We start from the raw sequence: 14,418 nt of genomic DNA, 5'->3' as shown, positions 1-14,418 counted from the left end.
CCGGCGCGGTCACGGTCGGTATCGACGAAGGGATCGCGATGACCGCGCTCGACCTGTCCCGGGCTAACTGGCGTACCAGTACGCGCAGCGTGGGCAACGGCAACTGCGTCGAGGTCGCCGTCGTCGACGGTCGGGTGGCGGTGCGGGACAGCAAGGACCGTCCCGGCCCCGTGCTGAGCTTCCCGCCGTCGGCCTGGCACGCCTTCGTCACCGGCGTCGACGGGGTCCACGCCGGCTGATCCGCCGCCTGCGCGGGCCGCGCCGGGCAGGCGGGCACGTCGAGGCGGGAGACCGGCCCGTCGACCGAGGCGCAGCGGACACGTCGACCGGGGCCGCAGAGCCGGTGCGAGACTGGGCCGTGCTCTCCGACGTACCCCTCGACCTGCCGGTCCGTCCCGCGCTGCCGGCGCTGGTGGCGGCGCTGCGCGCGGCGGGGACCGCGGTCCTCGTCGCCCCGCCGGGCACCGGCAAGACCACGCTCGCCCCGCTGGCGGTGGCCGAGGCGGTCGCCGGGCGCGTGCTCGTCGCCCAGCCCCGGCGGGTGGCCGCCCGGGCCGCCGCCCGGCGGATGGCGACGCTGCTCGGCGAGCGGGTCGGTGACCGGGTCGGTTACGCGGTGCGGGGCGACCGGCGGGTCGGCGCGCGGACCCGGGTCGAGGTGGTCACCACCGGGCTGCTGGTCCGCCGGTTGCAGCACGACCCGGAACTGGCCGGCGTCGGCGCGGTGCTGCTGGACGAGGTCCACGAACGACAGCTCGACGCCGATCTCGCGCTCGCCTTCAGCGTGGAGTCCCGGGCCGCGCTGCGGCCGGACCTGTGGCTGCTGGCGATGTCGGCGACCCCGGAGGCGGACCGCTTCGCCGCCCTGCTCGGCGGGGACCGCCCCGCGCCGGTGGTCCGGGCCGCCTCGGCGCTGCACCCGGTGACCCGGGTCTGGGTGCCACCGGCCCGGCCGGTGCCGCCGCCCGGCGCCGGGCCGGTGGACCGGGCGCTGCTCGACCACGTCGCCGCGACCGTCCGGCGGGCACTCGACGAACAGGACGGTGACCTGCTGGTCTTCCTTCCCGGCGTGGGCGAGATCGCGGCCGTCGCGGGCCGGCTGGCCGCCCTGCGCGACCGCGTCGACGTGCTACGACTGCACGGCCGGCAGGACGGCACCGAGCAGGACGCCGCGCTACGCCCGGGACCGCGACGGCGGGTGGTGCTGGCCACCGCGGTGGCCGAGAGCAGTCTGACCGTGCCCGGGGTGCGGACCGTGGTGGACGCCGGCCTGTCCCGGGTCGCCCGGCTGGACCTGGCCCGGGGACTGGGCGCGCTGGTCACCGTGCCGGTGTCCCGGGCCGGGGCCACCCAGCGGGCCGGGCGGGCCGGTCGTGAGGCACCGGGGCACGTCTACCGCTGCTGGTCACCGGCGACCCACGAGCGACTGGCGGCCCAGCCGGAACCGGAGATCGCCACCGCCGACCTCACCGGCTTCGCGCTCGACCTGGCCGCCTGGGGCGCGCCGGACGGCACCGGGCTGGCGCTGCCGGATCCGCCCCCGGCGGCGGCGATGGCGGTGGCCCGGGAGACGCTCGGCACGCTCGACGCGCTGGACCCGGACGGGCGGATCACCGCGCGGGGACGGGCGATCGCCGCCACCGGAGCGCATCCCCGGCTGGCCCGGGCCCTGCTCGACGGGGCCGCCCGGGTGGGCGCCCGGCGGGCCGCCGAGGTGGTGGCGCTGCTCGCCGAGGAGTCCGTCGCCGGGACCGGAGACGACCTCGCCGCCGCCTGGCGTCGGCTGCGCGACGGCGTCGACCCGGGTGCGACCGCCCGCTGGCGGACCGAGGTACGCCGGCTGCGTACCGCCCTGCCGAGCGGCACCGCCGAGGACCCGTCCGGGAGAGCCCTGCCCGACGACCTGGCCGCCGGGTTGCTGGTCGGGTTGGCGTACCCGGAGCGGGTGGGCCGGGTGCGGCGGCCGGGCGGTTCGGCGTACCTGATGAGTGGCGGGACCGCGGCGGAGCTGGCACCGGGGTCGGCGCTGGCCGGTGCCGGGTGGCTGGCCGTGGCGGTGGCGGACCGTGCGCCCGGCGCGCCGGCCGCGCGGGTCCGGCGGGCCGCGGTGCTGGACGAGGCGACCGCCCGGGAGGTCGGCGCGGCGCTGCTGCGCACCGACCGGGAAGTCGGTTGGTCCGGCGACGACGTGGTGGCCCGGGAGGTGGTCCGGCTGGGCGCCATCGAGCTGGTCGACCGGCCGCTGCCCCGACCCGGCCCGGCGGAGGTCGCCGCCGCCCTGCTGACCGGGCTGCGCGAGGTCGGCCTCGACCTGCTGGGTTGGAGCCCGGCGGCGCGGGCACTACGCGATCGGTTGGCGTTCTGCCGGCGGGCGCTCGGCGACGACTGGCCGGACGTCAGCGACGAGGCGCTGCTGGCCCGCGCGCCGGACTGGCTCGGGCCCGAGCTGGCCGGGGCCCGCCGCCGGGCCGATCTGGCCCGGGTCGACGTGACCGGTGCGCTGCGCCGCCTGGTGCCCTGGTCACTGGCGGGTCGGCTGGACGAACTGGCCCCCGAGCGGATCACCGTGCCGAGCGGATCCCGGATCCGGGTGGACTACACCGACCCGGCCGCGCCGGTGCTGGCGGTCCGGCTCCAGGAGACCTTCGGGTGGGCGCAGGCGCCCCGCGTCGGCGGCGGTCGGGTGCCGGTGCTGCTGCACCTGCTCTCCCCGGCGGGCCGGCCGGTGGCGGTCACCGCCGACCTGGCCTCGTTCTGGCGAACCGGCTACCGGCAGGTACGCGCCGAACTACGGGGGCGTTACCCACGCCACCCCTGGCCGGAGGACCCGACCACGGCCACACCCACCCGGCGGGCTGGGCGCGGCTGACGTGAAAGGAAGGGCACCCTGTTAACGCCTGGTGCATAGCAGGGGACCCTTCCTAACAGCCGTCAGCCGCCGCGCCCAGCCGTCGGCTGGGCGCGGCCGACCGGGTCCGGGCGCGGCTGCGCGTCAGGGCTCGTCGATCACGTCCGCGATGACCACGGTGATGTTGTCCGGGCCACCGGCGTGCAACGCCAGGTCGATGAGCTTGCGGGCGCAGGCATCCCGGTCCGGGTGGGCGGCGAGCACCTCGGCCAGCGTCTCGGCCCGGACGACGTTGGACAGTCCGTCGCTGCACAATAGCCAGCGGTCGCCGTGGCGGGGCAGCATCGTGGCGTACGTCGGGGATACCTCGTCGCCCTGCAGCGCCTGGGTGACCACCGCCCGGCGGGGGTGGCTGCTGGCCTGGTCCGGTGTGATCACCCCCTGGTCGACGAGCATCTGCACGAATGTGTCGTCCCGGGTGATCTGCTTGAGCACGGCGTCGCGGTACAGGTACGCCCGGGAGTCACCCACGTGGGCCAGCGCCAGGCAGCTTCCGGTACGCGCGAACAGCAGCGCGGTCAGCGTCGTGCCCATCCCCTGCCGCTGCGGGTCCTCGCTCACCGCCTGCCGGATCCGGGTGGTGGCCGACTGGATGCCGTCCTGCAACGCGGCGACCAGCGCGTGCTCGGGTATCTCCACGTCCAGCGGCGCCACCGCCTCGATGGCGATGGCGCTGGCCAGGTCGCCCGCGGCCATCCCGCCCATGCCGTCGGCGACGGCCACCAGCCAGGTCCCGGCGTGCAGCGCGTCCTGGTTGCCGCTGCGGATCAGCCCACGGTCGCTCGTCCCCGCGGAACGCAGCTTCAGGGTCATGGGACGCAGCCTGCCAGGAGAAGGGCTCCGTTGTCTCTAGGAGATCAGGACGACCGGGCGTGGCGCGGCGAATCTCACTGGCCGACGACCTCCGAGCCCATCGGATGGGATCGATTGACAGGGCCCGTCCACCCTGGAAACATGCCCGATACCTGGGAGCGCTCCCAGCTTCCTCGCACTCGCCCACCACCATTCCGTCCCGTTCGTCGGAAGGAATATTCCGTGACGCCATACCGACGTCGACTCGCGGTCCTCGCCGCGGCGACCACCGTGGCGCTGGCCGCCGTGAGCGCCGGCACCGCCCACGCCGATCCCCCGGCCGAAGCCCCCGAACAGATCACCAACGGCGATTTCAGCACCGGCGTGTCGCCGTGGTTCTCCTTCGGCACCGGCCCGCTCGGCGTGACCGACGGCCAACTCTGCACCACCGTCGCCGGTGGGTTGGCCAACCCCTGGGACGCCGGCATCGGCCAGGACGCGGTGGCGCTGGTCGCCGGCGCCGAGTACACCCTCGGCTTCGACGTCACCGCGACCCCCGGCAGCAACGTCACCGCCGTGCTGCAACTGGGCAACGCCCCCTACACCGGCTACTACTCGGTCACCGCCGCCGCCACCCCCACCCAGCAACGGGTCGAGCGGACCTTCGTGGCGCCCGAGGACGACGAGCGCGCGCAGCTCATCTTCCAGGTCGGCGGCGCCGCCGAGGGGCAGACCGTCTGCCTGGACAACGTCTCGCTGCGCGGCGGCAACCCGCCCGAGCCGTACGTGCCGGACACCGGCCCCCGGGTCCGGGTCAACCAGGTCGGCTACCTGCCCGGCGGCCCCAAGAACGCCACTGTCGTCACCGACGCCACCGAGGCCCTGCCGTGGCAGTTGCGCGCCGCCTCCGGCAGCGTGGTCGCCAGCGGCACCACCACCCCGCGCGGCGTCGACCCGGCGTCGGCGCAGAACGTGCACTCCGTCGACTTCTCCGGCTACCGCACACCGGGGCAGGGCCTGACGCTCGCCGTGGACGGCGAGGTTAGCCACCCGTTCGACATCTCCGGCGCGCTCTACGAGCGACTGCGCTCCGACGCGTTGCAGTTCTTCTACATCCAGCGCAGCGGCATCGCCATCGACGGCGACCTGGTCGGCGACGAGTACGCCCGTCCCGCCGGTCACCTGGGCGTCGCCCCGAACCAGGGCGACGTCGACGTGCCGTGTCAGGCCGGGGTCTGCGACTACCGGCTCGACGTGCGCGGCGGCTGGTACGACGCCGGTGACCACGGCAAGTACGTCGTGAACGGCGGCATCGCCACCTACCAGTTGCTGAGCACCTTCGAGCGGACCAAGAACGCCGCCACCGCCGGCTTCGGCACCGCTCTCGGCGACGGCACGCTGCGGCTGCCGGAGCGCGACAACGGGGTGCCCGACATCCTCGACGAGGCCCGCTGGGAGCTGGAGTTCCTGCTGCGGATGCAGGTGCCGGCCGGCAAGCCGCTGGCCGGGATGGCCCACCACAAGATCCACGACCGGAACTGGACCGGCCTGCCGTTGCAGCCCGAGGACGACCCGGAGCCGCGTGAGCTGCACCCGCCGTCCACCGCCGCCACGCTCAACCTGGCCGCCGTCGCCGCGCAGTGCGCCCGGCTGTTCGCCCCGTACGACGCGGCGTTCGCGCAGCGCTGCGGCACCGCGGCCAAGACCGCGTACGCGGCGGCCAAGGCCAACCCCACCCGGTACGCCAGCCCGACCGACGGCAACGGCGGCGGCGCGTACGACGACAGCAACGTCACCGACGAGTTCTACTGGGCCGCCGTGGAGTTGTACCTGACCACCGGCGAGCGCGCGTACCTGACCGACCTGACCGCCTCGCCGCACCACACCGGTGACGTCTTCGACGCGCGGGGCTTCGGCTGGCAGAGCGTGGCCGCGCTGGGCCGCCTCGACCTGGCCACCGTGCCGAACGGGCTGCCCGCCGCCGACCTGGCCCGGGTTCGCGCCTCGGTCACCACCGCCGCCGACGGCTACCTCGCCGAGATCCAGCGGCAGGCGTACGGGCTGCCGATGCCCGGTGACGCCGGCAGCTACTTCTGGGGCGGCAACAGCAACGTGATCAACAACGCGGTCGTGTTGGCCACCGCGTTCGACCTGACCCGCGAGGCGAAGTACCGCGACGGTGCGGTGCAGGCGATGGACTACATCTTCGGCCGCAACGCGCTGAACATCTCGTACGTGACCGGGTGGGGCGAGCACGCGGCGGAGAACCAGCACAGCCGCATCTTCGGCCACCAGCTCGACCCGTCCATGCCCAAGCCTCCGGTCGGCTCGCTGGCCGGCGGCCCGAACGCCGCCCTCCAGGACCCGTTCGTGGAGCAGTTGCTGGCCGGCTGCGCGCCGATGTTCTGCTTCGTCGACGACATCGCCTCGTACTCCACCAACGAGGTCGCCATCAACTGGAACTCGGCGCTGACCTGGATCTCCTCGTTCCTCGCCGACCAGGGTGACGCCTCGGCCGTACCGGCGCCGACGTGCTCGGTGTCGTACACCAACTACGGCTTCTGGCAGGGCGGCACCGGCTTCACCGCCCAGGTGGCCATCCGCAACACCGGCACCAGCGCGGTGAACGGCTGGACCGCCCGCTTCGCCTTCACCGGCGACGCCAAGGTCCGGGAGGCCTGGACGGCGAAGGTGACGCAGGCCGGTGCCACGGTGACCGCCAAGAACGAGTCGTACAACGCCCGGATCAACCCGGGCGGCACGGTGACCTTCGGCTTCAACGCCACCACCGGGCCGGGGGCCAACCCCGACCCCGCCCTGGTCACCGTCAACGGCTCCCCCTGCACCGTCTCCTGAACCCCGGGTGGGGGGCCGTCGGCGACCGGCCCCCCACCCGGCCCGTCTCGCCCCCCCGCTTCGTTGATCAAGAGGTTCGGGTCCCGATCCGTGCTGGATCGGGACCCGAACCTCTTGATCGTCGCGTGGCAGCATGGCCGGTATGACGGAGATCGTGGTGCGGCGGGGTGGGGTGGCGGACGCGGCGGTCGTGTTGCGGCTGCTCGATGTCGCTGTCGCGTGGTTGGCGGAACGGGGGCGCACCGGGCAGTGGGGCACCGCGCCGGCCTCGACCGACCCGCGCCGGATCGCCCAGGCCGACGGGTGGGCCGTCGGCGGCGGGCTGTGGCTGGCCGAGGTGGCCGGGCAGCCGGTCGGGGCGCTGGTGGTGGGCGACGCCACCGAGTACGTGCCACCCGCCACCGAGCCGGAGCTGTACGTGAACCTGCTGGTCACCGATCGGGCGCACGCCGGTGCCGGAATCGGTGGCCGGCTGCTGGCACACGCCGCCGAGCTGGCCCGGGAACGCGGTGTGAACCTGCTGCGGGTGGACTGCTACGCGGGCGACGACGGCGCGCTGGTCCGCTGGTACGAGCGGCAGGGCTTCACCGCCACCGATCCGTCCGCCGTGTCCCGACCGGACGGCACGCAATGGCCGGGACAGGTGCTGGCCCGCCGCCTCGACTGAGCCGTCGCCGTCCCCGGCCCCGGTCCCCGGGAGGGTCGGACGGGAGAATGACAGGTACCGGCCGCCCCCACGGACGACCGTCTGCGGAGAAGCGCTGCTCAGCCGCTGCGACCGCGCAGCTTCGGTAGCACCTGCTCGCCGAACGCGTCGAGGAACGGCCGCTGCTCCTGCCCGACGTGGTGCAGCGCGATCTGGTCGAACCCGAGGTCGACGTACTCCTCCAACCAGCCCACGTGCCGGCCCAGGTCGGCGGAGATGTTGACCACCTCGGCGAGGCGGCTCATCGGCACCTCGGCGGAGACCACGTCGAAGTGTTCCGGGGTGGCCAGGTCCCAGCAGACCGGCGGCGCGAAGACGTTGCTGCGCCACTGGTCGTACGCGATCGCCTCGGCCTCGCCATGGTCCGGCGCCCAGCTCAGGTGCACCTGGAGATGCACCGGCCCGCGACCGCCGCCCTCCCGGTACGCGTCGATCATCCGCCGCAGGTGCTCGGGTGCGGCGTTGACGGTGATCAGCCCGTCCGCCCACTCCGCGCACCAGCGGGCGGTCTCGACGCTGACCGCCGCGCCGACCAGGGCCGGAGGCTGCTCGGGGCGGCTCCACAGTCGGGCCCGGTCCACGCGTACCAGGCCGTCGTGGCTGACCTCCTCACCGGCGAGCAGCGCGCGGATGACGTCCACGCACTCGCGCAGCCGGGCGTTGCGGACGTCCTTGCGCGGCCAGACCTCGCCGGTGACGTGCTCGTTGGCGGCCTCTCCGGAGCCGAGGGCGGCCCAGAAACGCCCCGGGTACATCGCGCCGAGGGTGCCGATCGCCTGGGCGATGATCGCCGGGTGGTAGCGCTGCCCGGGCGCGTTGACCACGCCGAAGGAGAGGTCGGTGGCCTGGAGCGCGGAGCCGAGCCAGGACCAGGCGAACCCGGAGTGGCCCTGGCGTTCGCTCCACGGCGCGAAGTGGTCGGAGCACATGGCCGCGTCGAAGCCGACCTGCTCGGCGTGGATCACCGCTTCCAGCAGCGCGCGCGGGTGGATCTGCTCGTGGGAGGCGTGGAAGCCGATCGCCGTCATGCGGGCTTTCCCTACCCACGCGCGGCGCGATGTAAGCAGGGGTCCCCTGCTACCGCCTGGTGCATAGCAGGGGACCCCTCCTTTCATTCCATCGGTCGAGCGGTCAGCCCACCGGTGCGCCGTGCCGGGAGCGCAGCAGCGGGGCGACCTCGGTGGCGAAGCGTTCCATCTCGGCGAAGTGCGGCTGGAATTGGAACAGGAACGTGTCCACGCCGGCATCGGCGAAGGCGCTGATCCGGTCGGCGATCTGCGCGTAGCTGCCGACCAGGCCGGAGAGGGTTCCGCCGTTCGTGCCGACACTGGCCACCCCGACCGCGTTGCGGCCCATCACCCGGGCCGGATCCGCGCCCTCGATCGGCTTGCGCTGTTCCTGGGTCAACCGCCAGAGCCGGTCGAACTCCTCCTTCGCCTCGCTCTCGGTCGGGCGGGCGATGAGGAAGCTGGTCAGCCCGAACCGCAGCGGCGCGCGCCCGGTGCGGGGCCGGGACCGCAGGTCGGCGATGACCGCCCGCACCCCGTCGGGGCCCTCCAGCGGTCGGCCGTTGATCAGGAAGACGTCCGCCGCCGCGGCGGCGAGGGCACGGGCCGGCTCCGACTCGCCGCCGAAGTAGACCAGCGGCGGGCTGCCGGCGTACGGCAGCGGGCGCAGCCGCAGGTCGTCGGCGCGCAGATAGTCGCCGGTCGCGGTCACCGGTCCACCCGCCCATGCCTGCTCCACGATGGACAGCCATTCGCGCGAGTAGTCGTACCGGCGGTCGTGGTCGATCAGCGGCAGACCGAGTCTGGTGATCTCGGGCAGGAACCAGCCGGACACCAGGTTGATCGCGAACCGGCCCCGGCTGATGTGGCCGATCTGGGTCGCCATCTTGGCCAGTACGCCCGGGTTGTAAAGGAAGGGCTTGACCGCAGCGATGATCTCGATGCGGGAGGTCGCCTCGGCGATCGCGGCCGACGTCGTCCAGGTGTCGATGACGTCGCCGTCCGGGTCACCCGGGTTGACGGTGTGCTGGGCGATGAGGGTGGTGTCGAGGCCGAGCCGTTCGGCCTCGACGACGGTCCGCCGGTTGTCGGCGTAGCTGCCGTCGAGGCACTCGTCCGGATGCCGGCGCACCGCCCAGTTCCCGCTGATCGGCGTCCACACCCCGAGACGCGGTGACGTGCCCACGTCAGGCCGCCGGCAGGACGTCGTTGAAGTCGCCGACGAAGACCTGCTTCACGTCGACCGGCTTCTCGATGAACTCGACGGAGAGCAGTTCGTCGGCGAACTCCTGCTGGCGGAGCAGGAACGCGTCGTCGATCGGTTGGTAGCCGGCACCGCTGATCCGGAAGGTGGTGGACAGGGTCGTCAGGCTGTAGTCCACGTGCGGCTTGACGACCTGCGCCGCCTCGTCGGGATGCTGGGAGGCCCAGAGTCCGAGTTCCGCAGCCGCCTGGAAGAAGGCCCGCAACGCCGCGTGCTTCTGCTCGTACGCCTGGGGGCTGACCCGCAGGCAGTAGAGGTTGTTCACGGTGCCGGCGATCCCGTCGATCTCCACCAGTTCCGGGTAGCGCTCCAGGATGTCCGGCGATCCGGGGGCGTTCGCCGAGTACGCCTCGATGTCGCCCTTGACGAGGGCGTTGACGCCGTCGGCACCGGAGATGTTGACCGCCTTGACGTCGTTGTCGGTGAGGTTGTTCTTCTTCAGCAGCCGCTCGTACAACAGCCCGTGGTTGGAGCGGATCGGCATGCCGACGCGCTTGCCCACCAGGTCGGCGAAGCTGGTGATCCCGGAGTCACGACGCACGATGTACTTGATGTTCTGGTCGTTGGGCTTGGTGCAGCCGATGACCTTCTGCCGGCTTCCGGAGGCCGCCGCGGTGATCGGACCGATGTCACCGGTGTCGGAGATGTCGATCTGACCGGCCTCCATGGCCGAGTTCAGTTCGACCGAGTTGGCGAACTCCCGGTATGTGATCTGCACGCCGGGCACCTGGAGGTTCTTCGCCTCGAACAGCGGTGTGTAGCCGTACAGGTCGGTGGTGACCAGGGTGAGCGAGACCGTGCCGTCGGCGTTGGCCGCGCCGCCTCCGCCACCGCAGCCGGTCAGTGCGACGGCGACGGTGAGCACGGCGGCGAGCAGGGGTGCCCGACGGGTTCTGCGGTCGATCATGGTTGTGCCTTTCGACAGGGGTGCCGGTCAGTGCCGGCCGAGTTCGGTTTCGTAGTGGGCGGCACCGAGCTGTTCGAGAATCCGGATCCGGGTCCGCTCGAAGCCGGGGTCCTCGCGGGTGCGGGCACCGGTGAAGTGGGGTCTGACCTCGTCGGCGAGCCGGCCGCCGGTCAGCACGAGGATCCGGTCGGCGAGCACGATCGCCTCGTCGACGTCGTGGGTGACCAGGACGGTGGTGAAGCCGTGCGCCTTCCACAGCGAGTGGACCAGTGCCTGCATCCGGAGCCGGGTCAACGCGTCGAGGGCGCCGAACGGCTCGTCGAGCAGCAGCACCTCCGGCCGCCGGACGAGCGCGCGGGCGAGCGCGGCCCGCTGCGCCTCGCCGCCGGAGAGCGTGCCCGGCCAGGCGTCGGCGAGGGCGTCCAGGCCGACCTCGGCGAGCACCTCCACGGCCTGCCGGCGCAACGCGGCGCGGTTGCCGCGCAGCCCGAAGACGACGTTCTCCCAGACCGAGCGCCAGGGCAGGAGCCGGGCGTCCTGGAAGCCGACCGCGACCGGCTGCCGGACGGACAGCTCACCCTCGTGGTCGGTGTCGAGAGCCGCCAGCGCGCGCAGCAGGGTGCTCTTGCCGCCGCCGCTCTCGCCGACGATGACCAGGAACTCGCCGTGGCGTACCTCCAGGTCGACGGTGTCCAGGATGAGGCGGCTGCCGTAGTGCTTGCGCAGCCCGCGTACGGAGATGCCGGCGATGTCCGGCGACGCCACGCTCATCGGTCCACGAACTCTCGTCGCCACGACAGGGTCTTCCATTCGATGACCCGGACCAGGCCCTCGATGGCCAGGCCGAGCAGCGCGTACAGGGCCAGACAGAGCACGATCGTGTCGGTCTGCAGGAAGTCCTTGGCCCGGGTCAGCATGTAGCCGATGCCGGACTCCGCCGCGACGGTCTCGCCGAAGACCAGGCTGAGCCAGGCGATCGCCAACGAGAACCGCAGTCCGATGAGCAGGTGCGGTAGCGCTCCGGGCAGGATGATGTGCCGGATCACGGCGTACCGGGAGGCCCCGCAGCTCTGTGCGAGTTCCCGGAACCGTGGGTCGACCGACCGGATGCCCTTGCTGAAGTTCAGGTAGATCGGAAAGATCACGCCGATCGCGACCAGGCCGACCTTCAGCGCCTCGTCGATACCGAGCCAGAGCAGGAGCAGCGGCATCATGCCCAGCGTCGGCACGGCCCGCAACATCTGCAGCGGCGGGTCGACGAGTTCGTCGGCCACTCGGGACAGCCCGGTCGCCAACCCCAGCAGCACGCCGATCAGGATGCCGACCAGCAGTCCCAGTACCACCCGTTGCAGGGAGGCCAGCACGTTCGTCGCCAGCACGCCGCTCTCGGCGAACTCGACGAACCGGTCCCAGACCATCCGCGGGCTGGCGAACGTGGTCGGGTTCAGCCAGCCGACGCTGGAGGCCAGTTGCCAGACGCCGACGAGCAGGACCGGCACCAGCACCCGTCGGGCCGACTTGAGCAGCCGGCGCCGTGCCGGGCTGCGGCGCGCCGGCGGGCCGGCCGGGCCACCGGTCGGCCGACCGACCGTGGCGTCCACGGTGGACAGGGCAGGCGCGGTCATCGGGGTATACCTCCTCCTACGATCACGGCGTTCACAGCAGGGGCCCCCGGGGTGCGACGCCGTTGAGCACGTGGTTGCCGAGGTGGTGGTACTTCCAGCGGGTCGGGTCGTGCAGGGTGTGCGTCCGGGCGTCGCGCCAGAACCGGTCCAGCCCGTGTTCCTCGTCGGTGGCGCTGGTGCCGGCGTAGGAGAACAGCTCGCTGGCGGTGGTCACCGCGGTCTCGGCGGTGAACGCGCGGGCGGCGGCGACGGCGAGCGACGCCTCGGCGACCTTCCCGGCCTCCAGGACCGGGTCGGCCTCGGCCGCGTCGACCGCGTCGGCGGCCCGTTCCAGCAACGCGCGGGCCGCGCGTACCTGGACGGTCTGCCGGCCGACGTCGTTGATCAGGTGGTGCTCGTCGGCGGCCCGCTCCCACGGGCTGTCGGCGTAGGCGCGGGTCCGGGTACGCACGTACTCGGCTGCGGCGGCCAGCGCCGATTCGGCGATCCCGACGTCGATCGCCGCGTGCAGCAGTTGTCCGGCGGCACCGGCGGTACGCAGTTCCGCGCCGTCGTACGGCCACCGCACGATCTGCTCGACCGGCACCCGCACGTCGGTGAGCAGGGTGCTGCCGCTGTGCGTACCGCGCTGACCGAGAGCGGTCCAGTCGTCGCCGAAGGAGAGTCCGGGGGTGCCCTGCCGGACGAAGGCGACCACGTCGACGCCGTCCGGATCCCGGGTCTTCACCGGCACCCAGTCCGCGGTGGAGGCACCGGTCGTGTAGTACTTGCGGCCGTCCAGCCGCAGGTCCGTCGTGCCGGGCAGCGCCCGCAGCGACGTCGACGTCTCGCCCTTGCGGCGATCGACGCCCCGTTCGGCCATCGCGTTGCCGAAACGGGCGCCACGCAGCACCTCGCCGAGAAGGAACTCCTGCTGTGCCGGGGTGCCCCGGTCACGCAGCACCCGGACGAAGACGAAGTGGTTCTGGAGCACCTGGCTGATGGAGGCGTCCGCGACGGCGAGCACCCGGAACACGTCGGCCAGGTCGCGGTGACCGACGGCGGCACCGCCGTACGCCCGGGGAACCGTGATGCCGAGCAACCCGGAGGCCGCGACCTCCTGGAGTTCGGCGGTGGGGACGGCCCGGTTCCGGTCTCGGTCCCGTGCGCCGGGCGCGAACCGCCGCGCCAACTCGGAGGCGACGCGTACCGCCTCGGCGCCGTCGGCGAGCACGGGGGCCACGGGGTGGGCGGTCATCCGTCGGCCGCCTCGACGATGCCGAGCAGACGGCGCGCGTTGCCCCCGGCGACGGCGGCCACCTCCGCCTCGTCCAGTCCCGCCGAGGCGAGCGCGGCGAGGACCTCGTCCCGGTGGATCGACTCGGCCACGATCGGCGAGTCCGATCCGACCAGGACGTGATCGGCACCGACCACGTCGACCAGGAAGCGGATGCTGGCCGGGTCGAATCCCATGGTGTCGACGTAGACGTGCCGCCGGAGGTGTTCCGGCGCGTGCCGGCTGATCTTCGCGGTCAGCCCGGTGAAGGTGCCGAGCAGCAGGGCCGGGGCACCGATCAGCGGGATGACGATCCGCAGGTGCGGCAGGTCGTCGACGACCCGGGAGTTGAGCAGCGCCAGCAGGCTCGCGGCGTCGATCGCGCCACGGGCGAGCAGGGTGCCGGCGCGGCCGATCCCTTCGAGCTGGTCGGTGAAGCCGCGCGGGTTGATCGGATGTACGAACACCGGCACGCCGAGTTCCGCCGCCGTCCGCAGCGTCGGGTAGGCGGCCGGGTCGTCGAGCAACCGGTCCCCTCCGCTCGCGGCGGCGTCGACGACCGCACCGGACAGGTGCAGCTCGGTCACCGCACGCCGGAGTTCGGTGGCGGCCTCCTCCCCCTGCCAGGCGTCGATGGTCGCCAGTCCCACCAGTCGGCCCGGGTGGACGGCGACCTGGCGGGCCAGGTGATCGTTGATCTCCCGGATCACCCGGGCGGTCAGGGTCGTACCGGCGGCGGCGACCAGGGACGGCGGAGCGTTGAGCACCCGGGTGGCGACGCCTCCGGCCTCGGCGGACGCCAGGACGTCGTCGAGGTCGACGATGCGCCGGACGGTCCGCTCCCGGAGCGCGGCCACCTCGGGTCTGGCGGACGCCCACAGGGCGGGTGGATGGGCGGGGTCGACGTAGTGGACGTGGAAGTCCACCACCGCCGGTGAGCCGATTTCGGACATGCTGACCTGATCTCTGTGCGGTGAGGGGTGTGGAACGGCGCGAAGGATCACCGGTTCCGGGGAGAGTCGGCCCGCGCGAAGGCAGAGGTGGCCGTCGAGGGTGAGCCGATGGGGGTGCCCGAGCGGGTCACCGAGAGAGAGGGGG

The 14,418-nt window shown here is 73.1% G+C and carries 12 protein-coding genes; 4 read left to right on the top strand and 8 right to left on the bottom strand.

Translation table 11 applies throughout. From position 1 onward, the window contains the following. Positions 1–38 precede the first annotated feature (38 nt). Both ACQVFL_RS09645 and hrpB read left to right on the top strand, forming a co-directional pair. Positions 39–239, top strand: coding sequence for a DUF397 domain-containing protein (locus ACQVFL_RS09645; RefSeq protein ID WP_396691185.1), 201 nt, complete (start codon positions 39–41; stop codon positions 237–239). Positions 240–358: 119 nt separating this feature from the next. After that, positions 359–2,869, top strand: coding sequence for an ATP-dependent helicase HrpB (gene hrpB / locus ACQVFL_RS09640; RefSeq protein ID WP_431729805.1), 2,511 nt, complete (start codon positions 359–361; stop codon positions 2,867–2,869). A 123-nt stretch (positions 2,870–2,992) separates the two neighbouring features. On the opposite strand, the gene ACQVFL_RS09635 is transcribed toward hrpB, so the two are convergent. Next, complete coding sequence (locus ACQVFL_RS09635) at positions 2,993–3,721, bottom strand: PP2C family protein-serine/threonine phosphatase (RefSeq protein ID WP_396691187.1); 729 nt, start codon at positions 3,719–3,721, stop codon at positions 2,993–2,995. 222 nt (positions 3,722–3,943) lie between these two features. Between ACQVFL_RS09635 and ACQVFL_RS09630 the strand changes: the two genes are divergently transcribed. Together ACQVFL_RS09630 and ACQVFL_RS09625 are read left to right on the top strand one after the other, a co-directional pair. Then, positions 3,944–6,556, top strand: a complete 2,613-nt coding sequence (locus tag ACQVFL_RS09630; protein WP_431729202.1) for a glycoside hydrolase family 9 protein — start codon at positions 3,944–3,946, stop codon at positions 6,554–6,556. Between the two features lie 142 nt (positions 6,557–6,698). Beyond that, on the top strand, positions 6,699–7,223 hold the full coding sequence (locus ACQVFL_RS09625) for a GNAT family N-acetyltransferase (protein WP_431729201.1): 525 nt from the start codon (positions 6,699–6,701) through the stop codon (positions 7,221–7,223). A 98-nt stretch (positions 7,224–7,321) separates the two neighbouring features. On the opposite strand, the gene ACQVFL_RS09620 is transcribed toward ACQVFL_RS09625, so the two are convergent. The 7 genes from ACQVFL_RS09620 to ACQVFL_RS09590 all read right to left on the bottom strand — a co-directional run bounded on the left by ACQVFL_RS09620 (position 7,322) and on the right by ACQVFL_RS09590 (position 14,273). Then, a complete protein-coding gene (locus tag ACQVFL_RS09620) occupies positions 7,322–8,290 on the bottom strand; it encodes a TIGR03885 family FMN-dependent LLM class oxidoreductase (protein WP_431729200.1) in 969 nt (322 codons plus the stop codon). Between the two features lie 103 nt (positions 8,291–8,393). Further along, positions 8,394–9,455, bottom strand: a complete 1,062-nt coding sequence (locus ACQVFL_RS09615) for an LLM class flavin-dependent oxidoreductase (RefSeq protein ID WP_431729199.1) — start codon at positions 9,453–9,455, stop codon at positions 8,394–8,396. Position 9,456: 1 nt separating this feature from the next. Continuing rightward, on the bottom strand, positions 9,457–10,440 hold the full coding sequence (locus ACQVFL_RS09610; RefSeq protein WP_396691195.1) for an ABC transporter substrate-binding protein: 984 nt from the start codon (positions 10,438–10,440) through the stop codon (positions 9,457–9,459). 27 nt (positions 10,441–10,467) lie between these two features. After that, a complete protein-coding gene (locus ACQVFL_RS09605) occupies positions 10,468–11,211 on the bottom strand; it encodes an ABC transporter ATP-binding protein (protein WP_396691197.1) in 744 nt (247 codons plus the stop codon). Further along, positions 11,208–12,065, bottom strand: coding sequence for an ABC transporter permease (locus tag ACQVFL_RS09600; RefSeq protein ID WP_396691199.1), 858 nt, complete (start codon positions 12,063–12,065; stop codon positions 11,208–11,210). Before ACQVFL_RS09600 ends, ACQVFL_RS09605 begins: the two co-directional genes overlap by 4 nt. Before the next feature lie 31 nt (positions 12,066–12,096). Continuing rightward, positions 12,097–13,302 (bottom strand): SfnB family sulfur acquisition oxidoreductase, encoded by a 1,206-nt coding sequence (locus ACQVFL_RS09595; RefSeq protein WP_431729198.1) that lies wholly within the window; start codon positions 13,300–13,302, stop codon positions 12,097–12,099. Continuing rightward, positions 13,299–14,273 (bottom strand): amidohydrolase family protein, encoded by a 975-nt coding sequence (locus ACQVFL_RS09590; RefSeq protein ID WP_431729197.1) that lies wholly within the window; start codon positions 14,271–14,273, stop codon positions 13,299–13,301. The genes ACQVFL_RS09595 and ACQVFL_RS09590 overlap by 4 nt, the downstream gene beginning before the upstream one ends. Positions 14,274–14,418: the final 145 nt, after the last annotated feature.

The sequence above is a fragment of the Verrucosispora sp. TAA-831 genome (assembly GCF_050780145.1).
Lineage (GTDB): Bacteria > Actinomycetota > Actinomycetes > Mycobacteriales > Micromonosporaceae > Micromonospora.
This window is presented reverse-complemented; position numbering and strand designations above follow the sequence as displayed.

Bases quoted from the DNA above. Each gene is read 5' to 3' on its own strand.
- ACQVFL_RS09645 (WP_396691185.1), top strand. From the start codon at position 39: ATGACCGCGCTCGACCTGTCCCGGGCTAACTGGCGTACCAGTACGCGC.
- ACQVFL_RS09635 (WP_396691187.1), bottom strand. From the start codon at position 3,721: ATGACCCTGAAGCTGCGTTCCGCGGGGACGAGCGACCGTGGGCTGATC.
- ACQVFL_RS09625 (WP_431729201.1), top strand. From the start codon at position 6,699: ATGACGGAGATCGTGGTGCGGCGGGGTGGGGTGGCGGACGCGGCGGTC.
- ACQVFL_RS09620 (WP_431729200.1), bottom strand. From the start codon at position 8,290: ATGACGGCGATCGGCTTCCACGCCTCCCACGAGCAGATCCACCCGCGC.
- ACQVFL_RS09610 (WP_396691195.1), bottom strand. From the start codon at position 10,440: ATGATCGACCGCAGAACCCGTCGGGCACCCCTGCTCGCCGCCGTGCTC.
- ACQVFL_RS09605 (WP_396691197.1), bottom strand. From the start codon at position 11,211: ATGAGCGTGGCGTCGCCGGACATCGCCGGCATCTCCGTACGCGGGCTG.
- ACQVFL_RS09600 (WP_396691199.1), bottom strand. From the start codon at position 12,065: ATGACCGCGCCTGCCCTGTCCACCGTGGACGCCACGGTCGGTCGGCCG.
- ACQVFL_RS09595 (WP_431729198.1), bottom strand. From the start codon at position 13,302: ATGACCGCCCACCCCGTGGCCCCCGTGCTCGCCGACGGCGCCGAGGCG.
- ACQVFL_RS09590 (WP_431729197.1), bottom strand. From the start codon at position 14,273: ATGTCCGAAATCGGCTCACCGGCGGTGGTGGACTTCCACGTCCACTAC.